We start from the raw sequence: 23,463 nt of genomic DNA, 5'->3' as shown, positions 1-23,463 counted from the left end.
GCTATGTGGCGTTGAGTGATTGTTCGACCTAGGGGGATGCTCATTGCGTCAGCCTGTCTGCACGCAATCACAGCAGCGGATAAATTTTTTTGCTGGCGCTGCTTGAAATTTTTTCCCCTGAACCTACTTAGGTTTTACGCGATGCCGAATACGGGTCGCGTGTCAAATCACTTGGAGAAAACTCAGGAGATTTTGCAATGGCTACTACTCTTTCGTTGGCCCCACTGTTCCGTCATTCCGTCGGCTTTGACCGCTTCAATGACCTTTTTGAATCGGCGCTTCGCAGCGAGGCCGGTACCACCTACCCACCTCACAACGTCGAGAAGCACGGTGAAGATCACTACCGGATCGTCATCGCGGCGGCAGGCCTGGTGGAGGATGACCTGGAGATCCAGGTGGAAAAAGGCGTGTTGACCGTCGCCGGCGGCAAGCGCGAACACGATGAGGGCATCACCTACCTGCACCAGGGCATCGCCCAGCGCGCGTTCCGTTTGTCGTTCCGCCTGGTCGACCACATTGAAGTGCAGGGCGCACAACTCGCCAACGGGTTGCTGAGCATCGACCTGCTCAGGGTGGTACCGGAGGAAGCCAAGCCTAAGCGCATTGCGATTGGCGGTGCTGCCAAGGCCGAGGTGAAATCCATCAGCGAGCAGTAAGGCTGGAATGAATAAAGGCGCTCTTCGGAGCGCCTTTATTCGATGTGGCGAGGTCAAAATGTGGCGCCTTTGTAGTGAGCGGGCTTGCCCCAATGCCGGTCAGTTAAAGAGGAACACTGTACCTGTGGCGAGCGGGCTTGCCCCGCGTTGGGCTGCGCAGCAGCCCCAAAACCAGGCGAAGAGGAGTGCCTGATACACCGCATTCGTCTTCATCAGGGGCGCTTCGCACCCCAACGCGGGGCAAGCCCGCTCGCCACAGAAGCCCAGCAGCCACTTCATTCCATCTGCACATTTTGCGCTTTCTGCTGCCGCCCAGCCCGCCCCTCACGCCCCTCCCACTTGGCAATCACCAACGGCGCCAGCGCATTGCCCAGCACATTCAGCGCCGTGGTCGGCATCTCCATCAAGCGATACACCCCAGCGATAAACGCGATGCCTTCCAACGGCAAACCCGCGCTGGCCAGGGTGGCCGAGAGGATCACGAACATGAATCCCGGTACTCCGGCGGCCCCCTTGGAGGTGAGCACCATGGTCACCACCAGCAAGGCCTGATCGCCCAGGCTCAGGTCGATGCCGTACAACTGCGCGACGAACAGGGTGCCGATGCCGAGGAACAGGGAAGCGCCGTCGAGGTTGAACGAGTAACCCACCGGCACCACAAAGCTCACCAGCGAAGGAGGTACGCCGTAGGTTTCGAGTTTTTTCATCAGTTGCGGCATCACCGCCGCCGAGCTGGCGGTGGAGAAGGCCAGCACCAACTCATCCTTGATATGGCGCATCAGCGCGAACAGGTTGATCCCGCACACGCGCGCCACCAGGTTGAGCACCACCAGCACAAAGAACGCGATGGCCACATAGCTGACCATGATCAGCTTGGCCAACGGCAGCAATGAGCTGAAGCCGAAGTTGGCCACGGTCACGGCGATCATGCCGAACACGCCGATGGGCGAGTAGGCCATGATCATCGAGGTGACCTTGAACATCGCGTCGCTGACCCCACGCAACAGCGCGATCACCGGGTCCTTGCGCTCGGCGGGCAGGCGCGCCACGCCCAGGCCGAACATCACCGCAAAAAACAGCACCGACAACAGGCTGCCCTGGGCCATGGCGTTGACCACGTTGTCGGGGATGATGCCGACGATGATCTGCCCCAGGCTATGACCGGCGCCGTTGCTGGTGGGCAGGGTGATATTCGCCGCGTGCAGGCTGGACAGTTCAGTGCCGGCGCCGGGCTTGAGCAGGTTGCCCATGACCAGGCCGATGATGATCGCCAGGGTGGTGATGCAGAAAAAATAGCCCAGGGATTTGACCCCGATACGGCCCAGGGATTTGCCGTCACCGTGGCCGGCAATGCCCACCACCATGCAGGCAAACACGATAGGCACCACGATCATCTTCATCAGCTTGATAAAGATATCGCCCGCCGGTTGCAGGAGATTGTCCACCAGCCACGGTCGGGACTCGGGAAAGCGGTGCAGCAGGGCACCAATGGCGATACCGGCGAGCAAGCCGATCATGATTTGCCAGACCAGCGCGATACGGGGCGTGTGCATGGGAATGCCTCATTTGAGATCAATGATTTTTAAGTTGTTGTTCTAGGCAGTCAAAAGGCGACCGTCCGCTGGTCGCCGGGTGTTACGGGTGGCCGTCAGCGCAGGTCATGGCATGCGTCTTTGAGGCGACGGCACCCTTCTTCGATCACGTCCAGGGCGCTTGCGAACGACAGGCGCACATACGGCGACATGCCGTAGGCCGCGCCGCTGACCGTGGCCAGGCCGTAGTCGCGCAGCAGGTAGTCCACCAGTTGGGTGTCGCTGTCGAGGCGATCACCCTGGGGGGTGAGCTTGCCCATCAGGCCGCTGACGTTGGCGAACACATAAAACGCGCCATCGGGCGGGATGATGCCCAGGCCTGGAATACCCGCCAGTCGCTCCAGCATCAGGGCACGACGCTGCCGGTATTCTTCGCGCATCGCCGCAATAGGCGCCTGGTCACCGGCGAATGCAGCCACGGCGGCTGCCTGGCTCACTGAGCTGGGGCAGGTAGTGGTCTGCGACAGCAGCTTGGCGATGGCCGCGATCAGCCACGCCGGCCCGGCGCCAAAGCCCAGGCGCCAACCGGTCATCGCATAGCCCTTGGACGCGCCGTTGACGATCAGCGTGCGTGGCTTGAGGTCGGGCGCCAGGCGTGTCAGCGGCACATGTTGGGCGTCGCCGTAGACGAAGTGTTCGTAGATCTCATCGGCCATGACCAGCACATGGGGGTGGCGGCGCAGCACCTGCGCCAGGGCCAGCAGCTCGGCTTCGCTGTACACCGCGCCGCTGGGGTTGTTCGGGCTGTTGAGGATCACCCATTTGGTGCGTGGGGTGATCGCCTCTTCGAGGGCGGCGGGCGACAGCTTGAAACCCAGGCTTTCATCGCCCGGGATGATCACCGGCGTGGCATCGTTGAGCCGTGCGATGTCCGGGTACGAGACCCAATACGGCGTGTGCACGATGACTTCATCGCCGCGATTCAAGGTGGCGGCCAGGGCGTGATAAATGATGTGCTTGCCGCCGCAACCGGCGACGACTTCGTCCAGGCCATACACCAGATCATTGTCGCGCTGCAGTTTCAGGCAGATGGCCTGGCGCAGCGCGAGGGTGCCGGTGGTGGCGGTGTAATGGGTGTCACCGCTGTGCATCGCCAGGCTGGCGGCCTCGAGAATGTGCGCCGGGGTGTCGAAGTCCGGCTCGCCCACGGTGAAGTTGACGATGTCGCGGCCCTGGGCGCGCAACTCGGTGACCAGGGCGTTGGCGGCGATGCTGGGGGAGGGGGCGATGCCCAGGACGCGGTCCGACAAAAATGCAGTGCTCATCTCGGACTCCTTCACGCCAGGCCGGCGTTGTTGAGGGCCTTGTCGATCCAGCTCTGGCGCACCGCACCGCTGGCGATCTCTGCCTTGACCGCTTCTTCATGTTCGGCATGTTGTGCGGCACGGCGCAGCACTTCGGCGGCGTCGGCCTGGGAGAACGCGACCAGGCCGTCTTCATCACCCACCAGCAGGTCGCCGGGGTTGATCACCATGCCGCCGATGGACACCGGCACGTTCACTTCGCCGGGGCCGGTCTTGTACGGGCCGGTATGCACCACGGCGCGGGCGTAGCAGGGGGTGTCCTCAAAGCTGGCGACATCGCGAATCGCGCCGTCGATCACAAACCCCACGCAACCGCGCTGTTGGGCATACAGCTTGATCAACTCGCCGATCACCGCGTTGTTGGTGTCGCCCTGGCCGTCCACCACCAGCACATGGCCGGGTTGCAGCAGGCTCATGGCCTTGTAGATCAGCAGGTTGTCACCGGGGCGGGTCTTGACCGTGATCGCCGTACCCACCAGCTTGCCGCTGCGGTTGTAGCGGGTCAGGCCACGGGCGCCGATATGGCGGCCTAGGTTGTCGCTGATATGCGGGGTGACGACATGGGCAAACGCCTCGACCAGTTCGGCCGGCGCCATGGGCGCGTTGGGAAGGATGCGTGAACCGGGCAAGGACATGGCAAATCTCCAGAATTGTTGGATAGCGATGGGCTATGGCCGGATCTTAGGAGTGATGACGGGAGAGTTTTAGCGATATTTTATGATGTGATAGCATCGCTTTTTTTCATGAGTTGGCCGCCATGATCACCTTCAAGCAAATCGATGCGCTGTATTGGATCGCCGAACTCGGCAGCTTCGAAGCGGCGGCGAACAAGCTGAACATGTCTCAGTCGGCCATCTCCAAGCGCATCCAGGAGCTGGAAGACACCTTCGACGTCGAGATTTTCGACCGCAGCAAGCGCAACGCCCGGCTGACGGAGAAGGGCGGTGAGCTGCTCGACTATGCCCGCGACCTGCTCGACAGCCGCGACCAACTGCTCGAACGGGTCAGCGCCCGCGAGGTGCTGGTGCGCCGTTTTCGCCTCGGCGTCACCGAACTCACCGCCTTGACCTGGCTGCCGGCGCTGGTGGAAGCGTTGCGCCAGGCCTACCCCAAGGTGCAGATCGAACCGTCAGTGGAACTGAGCAGCGAACTGTTTCGCAAGCTGGAAAGCGACCAACTCGACCTGGTGATTGTGCCGGACGTCTACAGCGACCCGCGCTTCCACAGCACCGTCCTGCAAAGCGTGGAAAACGCCTGGATCTGCGCGCCTGGCCTGATCCCGCACCCCGACCCAGTCAGCCTGGAAGTGCTGGCCGATTACACCGTGCTGACCCAGGGTTCGCAGTCGGGCACCGGCCTGATCTACGAGCGTTGGCTGGCCGCGCACAATGTGCAGATGCCGCGCACCCTCACCAGCCATAACCTGCTGGTGCAGGTGGGGTTGGCGCTGTCGGGGATCGGCGTGAGTTATTTGCCCAAGGCGTGTTTGTCGCACCTGATCGAGCACGGTGCATTACGCGCGCTGGTCACGCAGCCGGAGTTGCCGAATATCCAGTATGTAGCGTTGCATCGCGTGGATCGACAGTTCGGCTTGAACCAGGACGTGGCGCGGATGGCGCAGGTGTGCTGCGATTTTTCGCGATTGTTGTTTTAGAGCAAGTGTGGCGCGATGCTAGTGTATTGGTGCGGTTGAACACCCTTTAAAGAGGCTCACAGGTATGGCATTCACCACCCTGATACTGGATGCACCCGGCCCGCCGTTGCTGTTCGAGGAAGTCGACCGATTCCTTGAGTTGGGCCTGGTCGTTACCCTGAATCTCTACTATTTCACCGATAAACACAGTATCCGCGAGCATTATGGCGAGCGCATCCGGTACACCGAGATCAATGGCCACGACAGGCACGCTTTCATCGACGCCGTGACCCAGGCCGGGGGGTATAGCGTGTTCAAGACGCGCCTGAATATTCCCATTGAGCGCGAGCTGATCCGCGCCGCTGCATCACCGGCCCTGCCAACGCCGCTGCGCGCCATCGCCCAGGCGGGTACAGGCGTTAACCATATCGACCGGCAAGAGGCTGAACGGTGGGGCGTGAGCGTACTCAACACACCGGGCTCCAACGCGGCGGCGGTGGCCGAATACGTCATCGCCCAGGCGTTGTTTTTATCCAGGGACCTGGACCACTACAACGCCGAAACGCATAACGGTCGCTGGGCCAAGGGCACCCTGGCGCCAGGCCGCGAATTCGGTGAACTCACGCTCGGGTTGGTCGGTACCGGCAGCATTGCCCAAGCCGTCGCACGCAAAGCGGGATCGCTCGGTATCAAGGTCATCGCCAGCGGTTCAGAGCGTTTTACGCAGCAGGTCGCGCACAGCCTTGGGCTTGAGCGACGGCAAACCCTCGAGCAATTGCTGGGGGAGGCCGACGTGGTGTCTATCCACGTACCGCTGACACCGCTGACCCAAGGCCTGTTCAGCCTTGCCCAGTTCAGGCAGATGCGCCAAGGCTCGATACTGATCAATACCGCTCGCGGCGGCATCGTCGACGAAGCCCAGTTGGCAAGCTTCATGACCGCGTTTCCCAGGCATATAAAAGCGGTTGCCATCGATACCTTTGTCCACGAAAAAGACCGCTTTGACTCGCCACTGGCAGGCATCGGCAACGCCCAACTGACACCGCATATCGCCGGCAGCACGACGACGGCGATCCGTAAGGCTTCACGGCAGATTGTCGACAAGATCCACGCGCTCAGCCTGGCTGCGGACCCAGGCTGAACATTGCCGAGCCGCTGCCGGTGCGCCTTACCAGCGATACGTCAACGAACTGACCAACTGTCGCTCATCGCCATAGCGGCAAATCGCGAATTCGCAGTAGGTGTAGCGCTTGTTGGTGACGTTATTGGCGTTCAGCGCGACTTCCCAATGCGGGTCGATCTCGTAGCTGGCGCGGGCGTCGTACAGGGTATAAGCGGGCATCGATGACGGCACGCCGGAGGCCTGGGTAGTGCCTTTGTAGCGGGCGCCGCCGCCGATGCGCAGTTGCGGGATGCCGAGCGCCGCCAGGCGGTAATCGGCCCAGAGGGCGGCCTGGTGGTAGGGGGTGTCTTCGCTGCGCTGGCCGATTTCGCTGGCGATATCGCTTTTGGTGATGCGTGCGTCGATGTAGGCGTAGGACGAGATCAGGCTGAGGTTGGGGGTGACTTCGGTCTTGGCTTCCAACTCGAAACCACGGGAGCGCACTTCGCCGACCTGTACCGAGAAATTGAGGTCGGTGCGGTCCTGGCTCAACACGTTGCGCTGTTCCAACTGGTACACCGCCGCACTCAGCAGCGTGGCGCTGCCTTCGGGTTGATAGCGGATACCGATCTCATATTGCTTGCCCTCGGTGGGCACAAAGCTTTGCTCTGCCTTGTTGGCGCCGGCCACCGGGAAGAACGATTCGCTGTAGCTGATGTAGGGCGCCAGGCCGTTGTCGGCCTTGTACACCAGGCCCGCGCGCCAGGTGGTGGCTTCATCGCTTTTGCCGCTGTCGGCGCCATTGCGGAACAGTTCGGTGTGCTGGTCCGCCCAATCATGACGGCCACCGAGCAGCAGTATCCAACGTTCGTCGAACTTGATCTGGTCCTGGAAGTAGATGCCTTTTTGCAGAGTATCGATCTGCGAGCCACGGTCGGTCGCGGGGTTTTTATTGACCACCACCGGCTGGCCGTAGTTGTAGGTCGCCAGGTTCAGCGACGGTGCGTTGCCACGGAAGTTGTGCGAATCGTAACTGGTGTCGTAGCCATCGAAACCCAGCAGGAAGGTGTGCTGCCAGTCGCCGAACTGCCATTTGCTCTCGATATTGGTGTCGCTGGCCAGGCCTCGCGAGCGTTCCTGGCGGTCGCTGTATTGGCGTCGCAGCAGGCCGGTGGTTTGTGCGGTGCCGATGTTGGTGCCGGCGATGTTGACTTGCAGGTAACGCCAGGTCACATCCGACTGGTAGTAACGCAGCTTGTTGCTGATGCGCGTGTGTTCATCGAAGCGATGTTCGAACTCATAGCCCAGCGCCGACATCTCGCCGTTCATTTCGTCGTAGTCCGGCTCGCCGATAAAGTCGTGGCGGCCGATCTGGAACCGGCCTTCGCCGACGCCTTTGGTCAACTGATAGGGCAGGGGCGCGGAGAAGCCGGTTTCGGTCTTCTGGTAGAACGACAGCAGGGTCAGCGAAGTGTCGTCGTCGGGCCGCCAGGTCAGGGCCGGGGCCACGTAGATCTTATCGTTGTTGATATGGTCGGCGGCGGTGTCGCTCTTGCGATCGAGCAGGGTCAGGCGGTAGCTCAAGGTGTCGCTGTCGCCCAACGGGCCGGTGAAGTCCGCGGACAGTTGCTTGCGGTCGTTCTGCCCGGCTTGCAGGTTGATCTCGTGGTAGGGCGTCTGGCTGGGGCGCTTGCTCACGGTATTGATCAGGCCGCCCGGCGACAGCTGGCCATACAGCACCGACGCCGCGCCGCGAATCACTTCCGCACGTTCCAGGCCATAGGGTTCCTGCACGCCGTCGTAGGAGTTGTTCTGCAAGCGCAGGCCGTCGCGCAGGGAGCCGCCGGTGGCCGATTCCACATCGAAGCCGCGAATGCGGAAGCGGTCCGAGGTGCGGTTGAAGCTGGTGGGTTGGCTGGTGAAGCCCGGGGTCAGGTCGAGGGTCTGCGACAGGGTTTCCGATTGGCGGTCGCGGATCTCGTCGCTGGTGACCACCGACAGCGATTGTGGGGTTTCGATGATCGGCGTGTCGGTCTTGGTGGCGCTGAGGTTGCGCGTGGCGACATAGCCCTGGACGTGATCGGTGCTGCTCTCTTCGATCCGTCCGGTGATCGACGTGGGCCCCAGTTCCAAGGAGCCTGTGGTGTCGATCGGCACCAGCACGTAGCCATTGGCGCCTTGCACCGCCCGCAAGCCACTGCCGCGCAGCAACTGGGCAAAACCCTGGGCCACCGGGAAGTCGCCTTGCAGGCCGGTGGTGTTGAGGCCGGCGACGGTTGTGCTGTCGAACAACAGCGCCACATGGGCCTGCTGGGCGAACAGATTCAGCGCAGGTCCCAGGGGGCCGGCGGCAATGGCATAACGCGCCGCCTCCTGCGCCGCCACCGGGCTGCACACGCCTAAGCTCAGCGCAGCCAGGCTGGCCAGGTTGATCGCCAGGGCGAGGGGTATGGGAGAACGCTTGAGGTGGCGGGGCATGGAAGAAATTCCTGTTATTGAGGTGCTTTCTTCCTTGACGGGGCAGGCGTGAAAAGCGGAACCCGGCAGGCGAAACTATTTTTCCAGGCGTTCGACCTGCAACCACAACGGGCTGAATGCGCGGATACGCACCGGCAGGCCGTCGGCAATCAATTGCAGGGCGCGCCGCGGGTTATCCAGCGGCAACACCGCGGACACGCGCAGGTCGGCCAACTGCTGGCGATCGAACTGCACGTGGCCGCCGTACTGGCGCGCGAGTTCGTCGAGTACCTCCGGTAACGGCCGGTCCTGCACCACCAATTGATGGTGTTTCCAGGCGTCGTCCGTGGCGCGTGGGTCGATCTTGCCCAACAGCGTGACCGCGTCCGGGGTGATGCGTGCCTGTTCGCCGGCGCTGACCTGGACGGCGTCATGCCGGCTGGCGTCGGTGGCGGCGACGGTGGATTCGAGCATACCCAGCAGTGTGCCCGGTGCTTCGCGCTTGACCGTGAAGCGCGTGCCGAGGGCACGCATCTGGCCGTCGTCGGTCACCACCGTAAACGGCCGCGTCGCATCATGGGCCACTTGCACGAGGATTTCGCCGCGTAGCAAGCGCACCTGGCGCTGCTGGCCGTTGAAAGTCAGGTCGACGGCGCTGTTGCCGCCGAGGGTCAATTGCGAGCCATCTTCCAGGTCGACCCGCTGCCATTGCGCCGGGGCGGTGCGCTGGTCGGCCAGCCAGTAACCGGGCGGGTAGGTTCGCAGTGCCAGGGCCACCGGCAACGCCAGCAACAGGCCCAGCAACACGCGGCCGGCCGGGTTGCGCCGACGTACCCGTGCCGCTTCCAGCGCGGCCTGCACCGGCGCCTGTTGCGGGCGCAACGCCTGCAAACGCCCGACAAAACCCTGCAAGCGCTCAAACGCCGCCACGTGCCGTGGGTCGGCGGCCTTCCAGCGTTCGAATTGCTGTTGCTCGCGCTCGCTGAGGTTGCCTTCATTCAGGCGAATCACCCAGTTGGCGGCCTGCTGGTCGAGGTCGCTGCTCATACGTCCAACGCGTGGTTGCAGTGCATCAGTGCGTTCATCAAATGCTTGCGCACCATGCGCTCGGAAATCCCCAGGCGGCTGGCGATGTCGCTTTGGCGCAGGCCTTCGAGGAAGTACAGCAGGAACGCCTGCCGCGCATTCAGGGCCAGGCCGTCGAGCACGAAGGCGATCTGCTCCAGCGCTTCCAGGGTGACGAGGATCTGTTCCGGCGACTGTTGGCATTGCTCCATCATCTCGACGGTCTGCGCCAGTTCCCGCAGGTAGGCCTCTTCCAACCGGCGGCGGCGTGCGCGGTCGATAATCAGGTGGCGCGCCGTTGTGGTGAGAAACGCCCGGGGCTCGCGCATGCCACCGAGGGCATCGCGGGAGGCGAGGATTCGCACAAACGTATCGTGGGAAAGATCCGCGGCGTTATGGGGGCAACCCAGCTTTTTGCGCAGCCAGCCGAACAGCCAGCCATGGTGCTCGGTGTAGAGCGCATGGACAGCCTGGTTCAAGGGAAGGTTGCTTGCCGACATGGAAGGATACGTCTGCGGATAAGAATTATTCGCAAGATTAGCGGTGTGCCATCAGCGAAAGCAAGCGTGGCCCGCAGGGAGCGCCGTATTTATATCGCCGGGGCTGAACATCCGCTGGGTTATCCCCCCCATGGAGAGCGGTTATTTCGAAGGTGTGCTACGGGGAGGTACCGTTGACGCGGCAACATCCCAGCTCATCAGCAACTGGCTGATCGCCGCGTCGAGGGTGGCATGGGGCACGTTGTCCCGCGCCAAGATCGACACCCCCTGCAAAAAACTGTCAAACACACTCGCCATCACGGCGGGCTGGGTCTGTTGCGGCAACTGGCCCAACCGAACCGCGCGCTCCACGCACGCCACAATCCCCGCCCGCGTACGCAGGCGCGACTGGGTCAACCCGTCGGCCACCCGCGCATTTTCCGGGCTGGGCGCACTCATCACGCCCAGCGCCACCATGCAGCCTTTGGGGTGCCCGTCTTCGCATTGCATGCGCGCCGACTGGCGCAGCGCGGTTTCGACGGCCTGGCGCGGGGGCAGGGTGTTGTCCCACAGGCATTCGGTGACCTGGGCGTAGGTCGCCAGGTAGCGCTGCACACACTCGTCGAACAACGCCTCCTTGGAGCCGAACGCCGCGTAGAAACTCGGCGCGGAGATCCCGCCACCCAAGCCCGCCTTGAGTTGAGCCAGGGAAGTGGCGTCGTAGCCATGCTGCCAAAACAGGTGCATGGCCTGTTCCACGGCGTGTTCGCGGTCGAAGGTGCGGGGGCGGCCCATTTGTGCCATGTCAGGTCTCCGGTGGGAAAGCGAGATAAATACTAGTCGATACATAAGTCGTTGACAACGCGCACCAATCGCCCGCAACATTTATATCGATCAGTATCTATGTCTTGCCCAAGGAGTTTCCCGTGACCCCCTCACTCACTTTATCGGCCGCCTCCGAGCGCCTGCCCATCGGTGCCTTGCTCGCCCTGGCGATGACGGGCTTCATCTGTATCGTCACCGAAACCCTGCCCGCCGGCCTGTTGCCGTTGATCAGCGATGGCCTGGCGATTTCGCCGTCGATGGCCGGGCAGATGGTCACCGCGTATGCGCTGGGCTCGGTGCTGGCGGTGATCCCCATGACCATCGCCACCCGTGGCTGGCGCCGGCGCAATGTGCTGCTGCTGACCATCGTCGGTTTCCTGCTGTTCAACTCGATCACTGCGTTGTCGTCCCACTATGGCGTGACGCTGGTGGCGCGCTTCTTTGCCGGGGTGGCGGCGGGGTTGGCCTGGAGCCTGCTGGCCGGTTACGCCCGGCGCATGGTTGCGCCCCACCAACAGGGCAAGGCACTGGCGCTGGCGATGGTCGGCACGCCGATTGCGCTGTCGTTGGGAGTGCCGCTGGGCACCTGGCTCGGTGGCCTGTTGGGCTGGCGCACCACCTTCGGCCTGATGTCGGCGGTGAGCCTGATACTGATCGCCTGGGTGCTGGTAAAAGTCCCGGACTACGCGCCGCAGCCCGCCCATCAACGCCTGTCGCTGGGCAAGGTGCTGACCACGCCGGGCGTGCGCCCTGTGCTGGCGGTGGTGATCAGTTGGATGCTGGCGCACAACATTCTGTACACCTACATCGCACCGTTCGTGGCGCCGGCCGGTTTGGCCGAGCGCGTGGACCTGGTGTTGCTGGTCTTCGGGATCGCTGCGCTGGCGGGGATTTGGCTCACGGCCAGGCTGGTTGAGCCGTTATTGCGCAACACCGTGCTGGCAAGCCTGGCGAGCTTTGCGCTCATCAGCCTGGTGTTCGGCTTACTGGGAACGATGCCGCAGGTGATTTACCTCGGCGTGGCGGTCTGGGGCCTGAGCTTCGGCGGCGCCGCGACCTTGCTGCAAACCGCCCTGGCGGATGCGGCGGGAGAGGGCGCGGATGTGGCGCTGTCGCTGAACGTGGTGGCGTGGAACAGCGCGATTGCCGGCAGCGGCGTGGTCGGTGGCGTGCTGCTGGACACCTGGGGCGTGGGCGCATTTGCGTGGGCGATGCTGCTGTTGGTGGCCGTGTCGTTTGCCATTGCCTGGGTGGCCAGCGCCCATGGCTTCAAGCCGGGCGCGCGGGGTGCGGGAAAGCCGGCGTCGCTCGGGCACTAATCTGACATCTGCTAGTCCATAATCCTCGAAATATCATTCACTTGGCTCCGTACGCGGAGCCTGCCGCTTCACTTTCCTTCGAAGATTCAATCCATGTACCTACGCAACATTGCAGTTGGGCTATCGGCCTTTATCCTGTTTTCGGCCGGGGCACATGCCCGTGGTGCGATAGACCTTTATTCCACTCAGGAACGGCAGTTGTCGTTCGACAGCTGTGCCGATGTATTCCCTGGCGCGACGCCGATCAAAACCGCAACCATTCCCGCCAGCATGAAACCCCTGGCGCTGTGCTCCGACCATTTCGCCGTGCTGTATTCGCAAACCAGCAAGACGCCGCTGGTGGTGGTCGAGCGCCTCAACGCCCGCCAGCTCAAGGACGCCAAAGGCGAGGAACGGACCAACCATTTCTACGCGGACCCGCGCATTCCCAAGGGCGCGCGGGCCGAGTTGAGCGACTACCATGGCCAGCAACCGGCCATGGATCGCGGCCATCAATCCCCGGCCGCCGATGCCCCCGATGCCAAGGCCATGGCCCAGTCGTTTGCGCTGTCGAACATGGTGCCTCAGGACCCCACCAACAACCGCAAGATCTGGAACAAGGTCGAGGCCGACGTGCGCAAGTTCGCGGTGCGCGCGGGCGGTGACGTGTATGTGTTCACCGGGCCGCTGTTCGACCCGGGCTACAGCACCATCGGCGCCAACAAGGTCTGGGTGCCGACGCGCCTGTTCAAGCTTGTGTACGACGCCTCCAGCCAGCGCGCCTGGGCCTACGTGCTGCCCAACGCCGAAACGCGTATCCAGAAGCCGATGGACTACGACACCTTCGTGAAAAGCACCGGGCTCAAATTGCTGGGTAACCTTCCGGTATCGGGGTCGGTGGGGCGCTCCTGATCAAGCGGCTTACCTGGCTTTTTTCAACGCTTTCAAGCGTTGGGTTGCACGTTGCACGGCGGCCATTTTCTCGGGGCGTTTCATGCGTTTCCACTTGCGGATCTCGTCCTTGCTGCGGCCACAGCTGACGCACAGGTCGCCGCTGAGCTGGCAGGTGGAGACGCAGGGGTTTTCGATGTCTTTAGCCAAGGGGTCACCTGGGGGGGTAAAGGCTTACGCCGAACGAAACTCAATGGTGAGGTGGCTCACTTCATGCACCGCCTTGAGACGCTCGCGAAGGGTGTCGGCATCCGTGGTCGCCTGGCCGAGCACACTCACGATCGCTGCGTGGGCGTCGGGGCCCACGCGCCACACGTGCAGGTCGGTAATCCTGGCGTCGCCGGGTTGCTCGACCAACTCGCGGATCTCGGCGGCGACGTGCTCATCGGTTTGATCCAACAGCACACCGGCGGTCACCCCCATCAGGCTCCAGGCCCAGCGCGCGATCACGATGGCACCGACGATACCCATCACCGGGTCCAGCCACACCCAGCCCAGGTAACGCCCGGCCAGCAAGGCGGCGATGGCGAGGACCGAGGTCAGCGCATCGGCGAGCACATGCACATAGGCGGATTTGAGGTTGTTGTCGCTGCCGTGGTGGTGCTCGTGATCGTGCTCATGGCTGTGACCGTGGCCCAGCAACAGCGCACTGACGATATTCACCACCAGGCCCACGACGGCAATCAGGGTGGCGGTACCGAACTGCACCTCGGTGGGTTTCAGCAGGCGGATCACCGACTCGACGCCAATGCCCAGGGCCACCAGCGCCAGGATCAGCGCCGAGGCGAAGCCACCCAGGTCGCCCACCTTGCCGGTGCCGAAGCTGTAGCGCGGGCTGCGCGCATGGCGTTTGGCATAGGCATAGGCTGCGGCGGCAATGCCCAAGGCACCGGCATGGGTCGCCATATGAAAACCGTCGGCCAGCAGGGCCATGGAGCCGGTGAGGTAGCCGGCGGCAATTTCCGCCACCATCATCACCACCGTCAGCATCACCACCCACAGGGTGCGCCTGGCGTTCTCGTCGTGGGCGGCGCCGAGGAACACATGGTCGTGGGCGTGGTGGGTCGTGGGCGTCATTTGGCGTAGCGCCGGATGGCTTCGAGCAGTTCTTCGACGCCCTTGCTGCGTTCTTCCTCGCTGAGGGAGGGATCGGCCACGTGCGCCCTGGCGTGTTCTTCGATGATTTCTTCCATCAAGCCGTTGATGGCGCCGCGCGTAGCGGCCACCAGGTGCAGGGTCTTGGCGCAGTCGGCGTCCGACGCCAGGGCTTTTTCCACCGCCTGAATCTGCCCGGCGATGCGCTTGACCCGTTTTATCAGGCTGTCTTTGTTGGCTGCGATATGGCCCACGGTATACCCCCCCTACCTATAGTGCGGCGGAGTGTGTCATACCCCACCCCCCTATACAAGGTGACCGCAGCGAGAGGCTGTTGTGTAGCCAACTGGGACCCTGTGGTGAGCGGGCTTGTCCCGCGTTGGGCTGCGCAGCAGCCCCAAAACCAGGCGCGGAGGAGTACCTGATACACCGCATTCATCTTCATCAGGGGCGCTTCGCACCCCAACGCGGGACAAGCCCGCTCACCACAGGAATTCGGTCAGCCTGAAATTGTTTATGCAAGACTCAAGACTTTTTTTTAAGTTTTAATCCTTAAAAATCAATTGGTTATGTTGAATTTTAGATGGGTTATCGAGCCCTGGCGAGGCTGCGCTGGCGGTGGCATCGCTTGCATCTACGTTGCCTGACACATCGCTATCGCAGCCTCGCTGAAGATCGACAACGCCCACAGGTTATACTCGCCCCTTCGCAATCACCCCTTCAAATCAAACCGAGATACCCCATGAGCACCTCTCTTTCCCTCACCCCTGCGCGCAAGCCTGTCGCGCCGCTGGTGGCCTTTGTCATCCTGGTGCTGGGCGCCCTGTTCCTGCAAAACAGCGTCGGTTCGCGCCAGGTGCTGTTGCTGGTGGTTGGCGCCGCGCTGGGCTTGACCCTTTACCACGCTGCCTTCGGCTTCACCTCTGCCTGGCGCGTGTTTATCAATGATCGCCGTGGCGCTGGCCTGCGGGCGCAGATGGTGATGCTCGCGCTGGCGGTGCTGCTGTTTTTCCCGGCGCTGGGGGCGGGCACGTTGTTCGGGCAACCGGTGGTCGGGCTGGTGGCGCCGGCCGGGGTGTCGGTGGTGTTCGGCGCGTTTATTTTCGGCATCGGCATGCAGTTGGGCGGCGGGTGTGCCTCGGGCACGCTGTTCACGGTGGGCGGCGGTAATGCGCGCATGCTGGTGACGCTGTTGTTCTTTATCTGCGGCTCGCTGATCGCCACCCACCATGTGGACTGGTGGTTTGCATTGCCGGCGTTCCCGGCGGTGTCCATCGTCAAGAGCTTCGGCGTAGTGCCCGCGTTGCTCGCCAGCCTGGCCATGTTTGCGCTCATCGCGGCCGTCACCGTGAGCCTGGAAAAGCGCCGCCACGGCCAGCTTGAAGAAGGCGTGACCAGCGAACACCAAGGCCTGCGCCGCTTCCTGCGTGGGCCATGGCCGTTGGTATGGGGCGCGATTGGTTTGGCGTTGCTCAACTACGCCACCCTGGCGCTGGCCGGGCGGCCGTGGGGGATTACCTCGGCCTTCGCGCTGTGGGGCGCCAAGGTGGCAAACGGGTTGGGTGTGGACGTGGCCAGCTGGGCGTTCTGGCAAATGCCGGGCAACGCCAAGGCCCTGGCTGCGCCGGTGTGGGAAGACATCACCAGCGTCATGGACATCGGTATCGTCCTCGGTGCGCTGTTGGCCGCCGGCCTGGCCGGACGCTTTGCCCCCAGCCTGAAGATCCCGGCCCGCTCGCTGCTGGCCGCAGTGATCGGCGGCCTGCTGCTCGGCTACGGCTCGCGCCTGGCCTACGGCTGCAACATCGGCGCGTACTTCAGCGGCATCGCCTCGGGCAGCCTGCATGGCTGGGTGTGGCTGGTGGCGGCGTTTATCGGCAACGGCGTGGGCGTGCGCCTGCGGCCGTTTTTCTTTGCCGGTGAGCGCCGGCCCGAAGCGCTGAGCGGTTGCTGAGTTAACCCTCGGGGGACATGTCTGGCGCCTGGGCGGCCTCAGCCGCCAGCTTTTCCCGCTCGGCCTTGCTGATGTACTTATCCTTGGATTTCGGTGCCAATTTGGCGCTGGCCTTTTTGGCTTTGGCCTTGAACAGCTGTTGCAGTTTTTTCTGGCGATTCATAGGTTGTACCCGGGTTGGACAGGCCGCGATGATACCAGCTTAAAAATGGCGACAGCTCCCCACGTAGCCGCCGCACAGGCCTAGCCAGGCTGGGTCGCCAGGCTATTACTGACGTTGCGCCCCAACACCAGCACGGTGACAAAACCGCAGCCCAGCAGCGCCGTGGCCAGGCTCAACAGCACCGAGCTGCCCAACTGGTCGACGATCCGCCCACCGAAGAACGAGCCCAAGGCAATGATTACTTGGAACAAGGCCACAAACAGCGGCATGCCGCGTTCGACATCCTTGGGCGCCACCACAAACATCCAGATACTGGCACAGGCCGGGAAGGCGCCGAAGGCGAAGCCCCACAGCCCGATCAGCATCGCTGCGCCGGTCATGCCGGTGGCGAAGTGGGGGAACAGCGCGGTGCTGGTGCCGATCATCAGCGCCACCAGCAACAGGGTGTGACGCACGCTGCGGTTGGCGGCGAAACCGGCAAAGATATTGCCGAACACCCCGGCCACGCCGAAGAGCAGCAACAGCGAACCAATCGTCGGCCCGTCGAAGCCGGAACTGTATTTGAAGAACGGCGCGACATAGGTATAGGCCGCAAAGTGCGCCAGGCCGATCAACAGCACCGCGATCAACCCGATCCGCGCCTGTGGGTTGATAAACAACGCCGGCAGGTCACTGATGCGAATGGCCTTCTCCGGGGTGAGCCGCGGCAGCAGGAACACCTGCGCCAGCAGCACCGGCACGCCCAGCAACGCAGTGACCAGGAACGTCATGCGCCAGCCCATCAGGCCGCTGAGCCAGGTACCGACGGGCACGCCGAGCACGGTGGCCAGGGTCACGCCCATCATGATGATCGAGGTGGCCTTCGCGACGCCCACGCCCTTGGGCGCCAACCGCCCACTGAGGGCAATGGCCGTGGCCCAGAACCCGCCGATGCTGATGCCCAGCAATACGCGGCCGAACAGCAGCAGGTTGAAGTCACTGGCAAAGGCCACGACCGAGTTGGCGATGATCATGATCAGCGTCAGGCCGATCAGCAGGTAACGACGGTCCATGGCACCAATGCTCACCGACAGGAACGGCGCGGCGAGGGCAGCCATGATGCCCGGCAGCGTCACCATCAGCCCGGCGCGACCGGCACTGATACCGAGGTCGGCGGCGACGTCGTTGAGTACACCCACCGGCAGGAATTCACTGGTCACCAGGGCGAAGGCGCCCACCGCGACCGAGAGAATCGCCAGCCACTGCTGTTTGACGCTTTGTTGATTATGTTCGGGACGGCCGCTGGGGGCCTGGAGGGCGCTTGGCATGATGCTGGGTTCCAAGGGGGGATGTCGCCTGAGGCCAGGCGAGGGTGAAAAATTAGAAGGTTATTATAGGAATCGGGCTCGGCAACGCTAGGCGAGAGGTTCGATAGTAATCATCAGTGCTATCGATGTGATGGGGGCAGCCTGCCTGGCAGGGTGTGGCTGGTGGTGGCGTTTTTCTTTGCCGGTGAGCGCCAGCCGGTCATCGGGCAGGCTCGATGCTCACCGCGTCAAAGGCTGACGGGGCCAGGCGCTTGCGCCGCAACCGGCCGGCGTTGGACAAACGTTGCCTTGACCCTTTTGGAGAACAGTATGTAGGGGACCCAGATCGAGGTGGACACCAATCCGCGGACGGTTTCCTTGGTCGTGTTGTAGTCGAATATGGGTTCATCCACCAGAACAAGCGAGCTGAACCATGCATCAAGTGGAACGTAAACAGCCGAGGCAATGAGCGTGACGATATAAACCTTGGGGAATAAATAATGTTCGCAGAAGAACAGGTAAACCAAATAACCAAAGGCCGCGATAAAGACTGCATTGACGAGGGTTTCTGAAATCAGGATCGCGCCCCACAGGGCGTTAGTCATCGTCGGGCCGGATGAGGTGAGGGTACTAAACGCGCCATCTGCGAATATCGGGTAATACACCGCGATAAGGGCATAACCCAGACGCGCCAAGGCTATAAACAGGCCCAACCCAACCACGATCAGCCAACCGCCCAGTCCCTTCAGTGGTTTACTTTCTTGCATGTTCGCTCCGCCGTTCAATAAAGTTAAAACGATAAATAGTCAGCCGTGCTGCTGAATCACCGCCCTATACCAAGCAAGCACAATCACGCCGGCTCAATACTCCTCGCCAGCCCTGTCGCCCATGCAGCGGTCATCTTTTCCCCAACAACATCAAACTCCGGGTGGGTGCTTCGATACTCCGAAAGCTCCACCATTGCACGGCTCATACCGCTGTGGACTCTGGCGAGCAATTCATTGCAACGGGCTTCTGTCAAACTGCACGAACTGCGCCCGAACTGGACCAGCATCTTACGTTTTGGCCAAGCCTTTGAACCGCCGAGCAACAGACCCATAATGTCGTTGACTTGATACACCGTGGTCGTCACAAGGTCGTAAGCTGGCGCGAGCCAAATATCGGCGTCTTCTGCGCAGTTCTCATAGAGCAGGCCGAAATTCTTCAAGTGCCCGTCTCCATTTTGTATGCCGGCGCAGAGCGCCACCATCATAAAAAAGTCCTCAAGTGCCTTGGTCACAAGAGAAGGAGAGACGTAAGTCTTGATCAACTTCGCGCAACCCTGGTAGCTACCGTCGTACTTTTTATCTGTCCCCCATCCGGATAAAACGCACATATCTTCAAAACCAAGGTAGGCGCTTTCACCGATGTCGAACCGTTTGACCACCAGAAACTTACCCTGCTGACTCAACTGGCATTCAGGCACTTCAAGGCCTGTATGAAATGCCGCGCGCATGCAGAAAAACTCATTGGCGGCCAGTTGCGCGAAGTCTGAATCATTGAAGGCCTTCACCAAGTGCGTAGCGCCACGATGGGTGAGACGCGCAACGTCAGGATTCGTATCGTCAACGTTGCGCACCAGTACCTTCGGCTGAACGCCCGAAACGCCTGAGTAGGCTGCGTAGGTTTTCATCAGGTCGTCGAACAGATCTTTCGCCCCGTCATACACGAGCAGCTCGGAGAGTTTTATTTCAGGTAGTAATTCATCCGCAGTGGCTCGGGCGACGCTGATGCGGCCCAGTTGATGGGGGCCGACGATACCCAGCAATGTGAAGTCATCAAAGCCTCGCACTGACTTGCTGAAACGTCGCACAAGCTCCGCTTTCAGGTGGCCTTCGGGGAGATGCATCTCAAACAGGGGATGGATGCCATACGCCCAGATGTAGCTCTCCAGGCGCACCGGCATGGTCAGGGAAACCGCGTTCTTTTCGGTGACTGCCGGGTTATACGAAAACACCGAATCGCGCTGGTTTTCTTCGCCGCGCCCGAGTATTCCGGCAGGCACGCCGCTGGTGCCGATGTGCAGCCGATCGCTTGGTCTAGTCATGGACGTTTTCTGCTTTCAGTTCATCCAGCGTTTTGCGTCGACGCTTAGGTGTCGCGGTTAACTCGTACCCTAACCCTTCAAGGATCGCAGCCACCTTGCGAATTCCCACTTCGGGGATGGTGTTGTTCTCGATTCCGGAGATGGTTGCACGACTCATACCGTGCCGAAGTGCGAGCTGGCTTTGGGAAAGGCCAGCTGCCTTTCGCAGGTTTTTGATCAGGAAACCTAAATCGTCCACAGTGTTTGCATCCTATGCAATGCATTTGTGAGGGTTAATACACTTATGCATCGTATTTGATTCGTTTTTTCTTGAATAGCCTTTTCTTTAGTTAGGCGCTTTGCGCCCCAAAAACTCACTGATCAGCCCCACCACCTGCTGCTGAATCACCGCCCGTGGCCGAGCCCCCTCACCATCGCGGCAAATCATGCCGTCGCCCGGCGAACTCTCCTCAATCAACGCCATGCCGCCCGGCTTGCAGATCGACATAAAGCTGAAGTGGGTGGCGTCGCTGATCTCCACATACTTCGTCGTTGCTTCAGGCAGGCGCTTGACCATGTCGGCGGACTCCAGCTGCGGGTCCATATCCTCCGACGGCACGCCCCCCGCAATCACCAGCGCCGGTACCGGCAGCGCAGCCAGGCTGGCGTCGGTGAAGCCGCGCGACAGGCCCAGGTCCAGGGACACGATGGCGGTGACGCGCTTGTCGCTCAAATCCGCCGCCAAGCGCGCTTTACCTTCTGGCGTGCCAGCGGGATTCATCTCCTGATAGCCGATGCAGCCGCCGAGCTTGGGGTGGGCGCTGCAGTCGCGGCTGAACAGCTCGGGGTCGAAGCGCGCCCCGGCGATTTCCAGCACGGTCCAGCCGCCAAGGGAATGGCCCACGGCGGCAATCTGGCCATTCGCGACCGCGCCAAATGGCTTCGGCTGGGCCAATACCGCGTCGATCACGCGGCTCAGGTCGGCCGGGCGTTGCCATAACTGCGCGGCGGTTTGCAGGTTGCGATCCTTGGTGGTGGTGCCGGGGTGGTTGACCGCCGCCACGATGTAGCCCTGATGCGCCAACGCACTGGCCAGCCACACCTGCTTGCCCCAGTTACCGCCATACCCGTGGGAGAGCACCACCAGCGGATGCTCACCGGCAGCCGGCGGGGCGTCGGGTACGGCGAGGGCACCGATGAACACCGCGTTGTCGGCGATCAGGGTGGGTTTGGCGGTGGTGGTGGCGGGGTACCAGACGACCAGTTCGAGTGGTCGGTTTTCTTGCGTATCGGGCAGGGTGACGGTCTTGAAGCCGACGGGGTTTTCGGCGGCGAAGGCGGGAGCGGTCAGGCACAGCAATAGCAGGGCGGCGAGGGCGCTTTTCACGGTTGTTATCGTCCTTGATATGAGCGACGCATCATGCACTGAATTCCCCGTTCAGTGCCATGAGCCCCGCGCCGTTTTTTTACCTGCTGCTAGCGCCTACGCATGGGTGAGCCCGGTCAACGTATCGGCAATGGTCTTGGTCCGTTGCGCCGTGCCTTCGGTGGCGCGGCTCGACGCCTCCAGCACATCCAGCATCTCCCGCAGCGCACCCACCCCGGTGGACTGGTCTTCAATCTGCTGGGCCACCCGCTGGATCTCACTCGACAACAAGTCGATATCCACACCAATTTCCGCCGCATTCTTGCGCGTGATTTCCGCCAGCTTGCGCACCTCGTCTGCCACCACCGCAAAGCCGCGGCCGAGGTCGCCGGCGCGCGCGGCTTCAATGGCCGCGTTGAGCGCCAGCAAATTGGTTTGCCCGGCGATCTGCTGGATCACCTGCACAATCGACTGAATACGCAAACTCGACCCCGCCAGCGTACGTGCGCCCTGCACCGCGACATCCGCCTGGCTCGACAGCCCCTCCACCGTGGCCCCGGCCTGGGCAGACACGCTGTTCTGCTGGCCAATCGTGCCCACCAGTTCATCCATCGAGGCGTGCAACTCGCCGGAGTAATGCTTGAGCTGCGAAGCGATGTCCTCCTGCTGACGCTCGGCCTGGGCCAACACCAGGCCCAAGTCGGCCAGGCCCTCGAAGACTGGCAGGATATTGCGGTCCAGGCCTCGGGTATTCAGGGTGTCGGTGAAGTCATTGTTCTTGAACGCGGTAATCTGCTTGACCACCACATGGTTCAACCCCGCCAGCTTCTTCACCTGACGCCGTAGGAAAAACGCCTTGAACTCGCCGTAATGGGCGATGAAATTGTCCACGTACTCATCACTGAAACTCGCACCCTTGGCCACCCGAAAGAAGAAAATCGCCGTCAGCGTCTGGTTCAGGTTCAGGCCCAAAATCTCCCCGAAGGTCGAAAACCCCGCCAACGGCACATCTCCAAAAATGCCGGCCATGCTGCCCAGCTCGGAGCCGTTGTTCAGCCGGCGCAGAATGCAGTCATTCAAAATCCCCGCCACCGGCTGGCCACCCTTACCACGCAAGAACTGCTCATAGTCCAGGCGCGTCGCCTCACGCAACGGCGTACGCCGCACCATCACCAACTCCTCGCCCGGCGCCACGTCGCAAAACAACTGCACGATCTGCTGCTCATAATCGATACGCGCGATAGACCGCACAAACAACTCACTGCCCACCCGAATCGCAAACGAATAATCCGCCAGCTTCGACTCCAACGCCTGTGGCGCGCAACTGAACGCATCACACAGCGCCTGCACCATGCTCTTGATATTGCCGCTGCTGTCGATCACCTGGTCAATCGTGCGGTCCTCCACCGACGCGGTCAGCACACTGAAGGTCAAATCCGCCGCCTTGAAATTCTGGCTCTTGAACACCCCAAACCGCACATGGGCCGCCGTCTTCAAGAACACAATCTGCGCATGGTGCTGATAACTGCGCTGGCCGTCATGAATCAGCGTCTTCTGGAAATCCGACTTACCCCCGGCCGATCCCCCCACAAACAAACACGGAAACCGCCCCGACTCATACAGCGCCTCCATGAAAAACGACTCCGACGCCGACAACCCATCGAACACCACATACGCCAACGTATCGCGATGATCGATCGACGTACGTACCTGCACCCGCTTGATATTCGCCACCAACTTGGCAATCCGCTCCTGCATCCCCAGGCGAGTGCCGCCACCGCGAATGTCCTCACACTCCAACGGCACCATCACCACCTCGGCCGAAGCGATCAGACTGTCGTCGAACAACTGCAACACCACCCGGTCCCAACGCTCGCCCGTGGCGCAATACAGCGAACCGGGCGCATTGCAGAGCTCGCCGGAGGTGGTGCACAGGCTGAGGGTGGACTGGGGGAAACGGCGTTTGAGCTTGGCGGCGATGGCGTCGATGTCCAGATGGGGGGAGATGAAGCCGGTGATCAGGGTGGGGGTGATGCGTAGGGCGGTGAGGGCGGCGTCCAGGTTGTTGGCGGTGCTGGTGAGGGTGGTGGTGCCTTGGCGAGCGGGCCGGGATTTTTTCAGGAGGGAGAGTGGATTCATGGGGTGGGCTCGGTCGGGTGGGGATGCGGGGGT

The 23,463-nt window shown here is 62.1% G+C and carries 23 protein-coding genes and 1 pseudogene; 6 read left to right on the top strand and 18 right to left on the bottom strand.

Annotated features, from left to right (window positions below; all coding sequences use genetic code 11):
• The first annotated feature begins 197 nt into the window (after positions 1-197).
• Positions 198-656 (top strand): Hsp20 family protein, encoded by a 459-nt coding sequence (locus BFQ01_RS00930; protein ID WP_027603994.1) that lies wholly within the window; start codon positions 198-200, stop codon positions 654-656.
• A gap of 275 nt (positions 657-931) precedes the next feature.
• Here the strand turns inward: BFQ01_RS00930 and BFQ01_RS00920 are convergent, their stop codons facing one another.
• The 3 genes from BFQ01_RS00920 to BFQ01_RS00910 form a co-directional block, all read right to left on the bottom strand.
• Positions 932-2,209 (bottom strand): cation:dicarboxylate symporter family transporter, encoded by a 1,278-nt coding sequence (locus tag BFQ01_RS00920; protein ID WP_065923895.1) that lies wholly within the window; start codon positions 2,207-2,209, stop codon positions 932-934.
• Between the two features lie 95 nt (positions 2,210-2,304).
• A complete protein-coding gene (locus BFQ01_RS00915; RefSeq protein ID WP_065923894.1) occupies positions 2,305-3,513 on the bottom strand; it encodes a pyridoxal phosphate-dependent aminotransferase in 1,209 nt (402 codons plus the stop codon).
• 11 nt (positions 3,514-3,524) lie between these two features.
• Complete coding sequence (locus BFQ01_RS00910) at positions 3,525-4,187, bottom strand: RraA family protein (protein ID WP_065923893.1); 663 nt, start codon at positions 4,185-4,187, stop codon at positions 3,525-3,527.
• Between the two features lie 122 nt (positions 4,188-4,309).
• On the opposite strand from BFQ01_RS00910, the gene BFQ01_RS00905 reads away from it, so the two are divergent.
• Complete coding sequence (locus tag BFQ01_RS00905) at positions 4,310-5,206, top strand: LysR family transcriptional regulator (protein ID WP_065923892.1); 897 nt, start codon at positions 4,310-4,312, stop codon at positions 5,204-5,206.
• 64 nt (positions 5,207-5,270) lie between these two features.
• A complete protein-coding gene (locus BFQ01_RS00900; RefSeq protein WP_065923891.1) occupies positions 5,271-6,326 on the top strand; it encodes an NAD(P)-dependent oxidoreductase in 1,056 nt (351 codons plus the stop codon).
• 27 nt (positions 6,327-6,353) lie between these two features.
• Here BFQ01_RS00900 and BFQ01_RS00895 read toward each other — a convergent pair whose 3' ends face one another.
• The 4 genes from BFQ01_RS00895 to BFQ01_RS00880 all read right to left on the bottom strand — a co-directional run bounded on the left by BFQ01_RS00895 (position 6,354) and on the right by BFQ01_RS00880 (position 11,092).
• Positions 6,354-8,765: a TonB-dependent siderophore receptor gene (locus tag BFQ01_RS00895; RefSeq protein ID WP_065923890.1), complete on the bottom strand. Its 2,412-nt coding sequence runs from the start codon at positions 8,763-8,765 to the stop codon at positions 6,354-6,356.
• Between the two features lie 75 nt (positions 8,766-8,840).
• Positions 8,841-9,791: a FecR family protein gene (locus tag BFQ01_RS00890; protein ID WP_065923889.1), complete on the bottom strand. Its 951-nt coding sequence runs from the start codon at positions 9,789-9,791 to the stop codon at positions 8,841-8,843.
• The gene (locus tag BFQ01_RS00885; protein WP_065923888.1) at positions 9,788-10,309 is read right to left on the bottom strand and encodes a sigma-70 family RNA polymerase sigma factor; all 522 of its coding nucleotides are present in this window, start codon (positions 10,307-10,309) and stop codon (positions 9,788-9,790) included. The genes BFQ01_RS00890 and BFQ01_RS00885 overlap by 4 nt, the downstream gene beginning before the upstream one ends.
• Before the next feature lie 141 nt (positions 10,310-10,450).
• On the bottom strand, positions 10,451-11,092 hold the full coding sequence (locus tag BFQ01_RS00880; RefSeq protein ID WP_065923887.1) for a TetR/AcrR family transcriptional regulator: 642 nt from the start codon (positions 11,090-11,092) through the stop codon (positions 10,451-10,453).
• Positions 11,093-11,214: 122 nt separating this feature from the next.
• Between BFQ01_RS00880 and BFQ01_RS00875 the strand changes: the two genes are divergently transcribed.
• Both BFQ01_RS00875 and BFQ01_RS00870 read left to right on the top strand, forming a co-directional pair.
• Positions 11,215-12,432 carry an MFS transporter gene (locus tag BFQ01_RS00875; protein ID WP_065923886.1) on the top strand — a complete coding sequence of 406 codons (1,218 nt, stop codon included), beginning with the start codon at positions 11,215-11,217 and terminating at the stop codon, positions 12,430-12,432.
• A 93-nt stretch (positions 12,433-12,525) separates the two neighbouring features.
• Positions 12,526-13,323: a DNA/RNA non-specific endonuclease gene (locus BFQ01_RS00870; protein WP_065923885.1), complete on the top strand. Its 798-nt coding sequence runs from the start codon at positions 12,526-12,528 to the stop codon at positions 13,321-13,323.
• 9 nt (positions 13,324-13,332) lie between these two features.
• Here BFQ01_RS00870 and BFQ01_RS00865 read toward each other — a convergent pair whose 3' ends face one another.
• The 3 genes from BFQ01_RS00865 to BFQ01_RS00855 are packed head-to-tail and all read right to left on the bottom strand — an operon-like array spanning position 13,333 to position 14,711.
• On the bottom strand, positions 13,333-13,512 hold the full coding sequence (locus BFQ01_RS00865; protein ID WP_027604002.1) for a DUF1289 domain-containing protein: 180 nt from the start codon (positions 13,510-13,512) through the stop codon (positions 13,333-13,335).
• 24 nt (positions 13,513-13,536) lie between these two features.
• Positions 13,537-14,439 (bottom strand): CDF family Co(II)/Ni(II) efflux transporter DmeF, encoded by a 903-nt coding sequence (gene dmeF, locus BFQ01_RS00860; protein WP_065923884.1) that lies wholly within the window; start codon positions 14,437-14,439, stop codon positions 13,537-13,539.
• Positions 14,436-14,711 (bottom strand): metal/formaldehyde-sensitive transcriptional repressor, encoded by a 276-nt coding sequence (locus BFQ01_RS00855; RefSeq protein WP_027604004.1) that lies wholly within the window; start codon positions 14,709-14,711, stop codon positions 14,436-14,438. Before BFQ01_RS00855 ends, dmeF begins: the two co-directional genes overlap by 4 nt.
• 488 nt (positions 14,712-15,199) lie before the next feature.
• Between BFQ01_RS00855 and BFQ01_RS00850 the strand changes: the two genes are divergently transcribed.
• Positions 15,200-16,411, top strand: coding sequence for a YeeE/YedE family protein (locus BFQ01_RS00850; RefSeq protein ID WP_065923883.1), 1,212 nt, complete (start codon positions 15,200-15,202; stop codon positions 16,409-16,411).
• Between the two features lies 1 nt (position 16,412).
• Here BFQ01_RS00850 and BFQ01_RS00845 read toward each other — a convergent pair whose 3' ends face one another.
• The 8 genes and pseudogenes from BFQ01_RS00845 to BFQ01_RS33230 form a co-directional block, all read right to left on the bottom strand.
• Complete coding sequence (locus BFQ01_RS00845; RefSeq protein ID WP_065923882.1) at positions 16,413-16,574, bottom strand: DUF2986 domain-containing protein; 162 nt, start codon at positions 16,572-16,574, stop codon at positions 16,413-16,415.
• Positions 16,575-16,654: 80 nt separating this feature from the next.
• On the bottom strand, positions 16,655-17,881 hold the full coding sequence (locus tag BFQ01_RS00840) for an MFS transporter (protein ID WP_065923881.1): 1,227 nt from the start codon (positions 17,879-17,881) through the stop codon (positions 16,655-16,657).
• Positions 17,882-18,108: 227 nt separating this feature from the next.
• Complete coding sequence (locus BFQ01_RS00835) at positions 18,109-18,627, bottom strand: DUF2569 domain-containing protein (RefSeq protein ID WP_065923880.1); 519 nt, start codon at positions 18,625-18,627, stop codon at positions 18,109-18,111.
• An 83-nt stretch (positions 18,628-18,710) separates the two neighbouring features.
• Positions 18,711-19,946 carry a type II toxin-antitoxin system HipA family toxin gene (locus BFQ01_RS00830; RefSeq protein WP_065923879.1) on the bottom strand — a complete coding sequence of 412 codons (1,236 nt, stop codon included), beginning with the start codon at positions 19,944-19,946 and terminating at the stop codon, positions 18,711-18,713.
• Complete coding sequence (locus BFQ01_RS00825) at positions 19,939-20,184, bottom strand: helix-turn-helix domain-containing protein (RefSeq protein ID WP_027604011.1); 246 nt, start codon at positions 20,182-20,184, stop codon at positions 19,939-19,941. Before BFQ01_RS00825 ends, BFQ01_RS00830 begins: the two co-directional genes overlap by 8 nt.
• Positions 20,185-20,271: 87 nt before the next feature.
• Positions 20,272-21,312, bottom strand: a complete 1,041-nt coding sequence (locus BFQ01_RS00820) for an alpha/beta hydrolase family protein (protein WP_065923878.1) — start codon at positions 21,310-21,312, stop codon at positions 20,272-20,274.
• 96 nt (positions 21,313-21,408) lie between these two features.
• Positions 21,409-21,903 (bottom strand): methyl-accepting chemotaxis protein, encoded by a 495-nt coding sequence (locus BFQ01_RS33235; RefSeq protein ID WP_370671240.1) that lies wholly within the window; start codon positions 21,901-21,903, stop codon positions 21,409-21,411.
• 372 nt (positions 21,904-22,275) lie between these two features.
• A pseudogene (locus BFQ01_RS33230) lies at positions 22,276-23,430 on the bottom strand (FIST signal transduction protein); the annotation flags it as partial.
• Positions 23,431-23,463: the final 33 nt, after the last annotated feature.

Source organism: Pseudomonas sp. 8 R 14 (assembly GCF_900005955.1).
GTDB classification, from domain to species: Bacteria; Pseudomonadota; Gammaproteobacteria; order Pseudomonadales; family Pseudomonadaceae; genus Aquipseudomonas; species Aquipseudomonas marginalis.
This window is presented reverse-complemented; position numbering and strand designations above follow the sequence as displayed.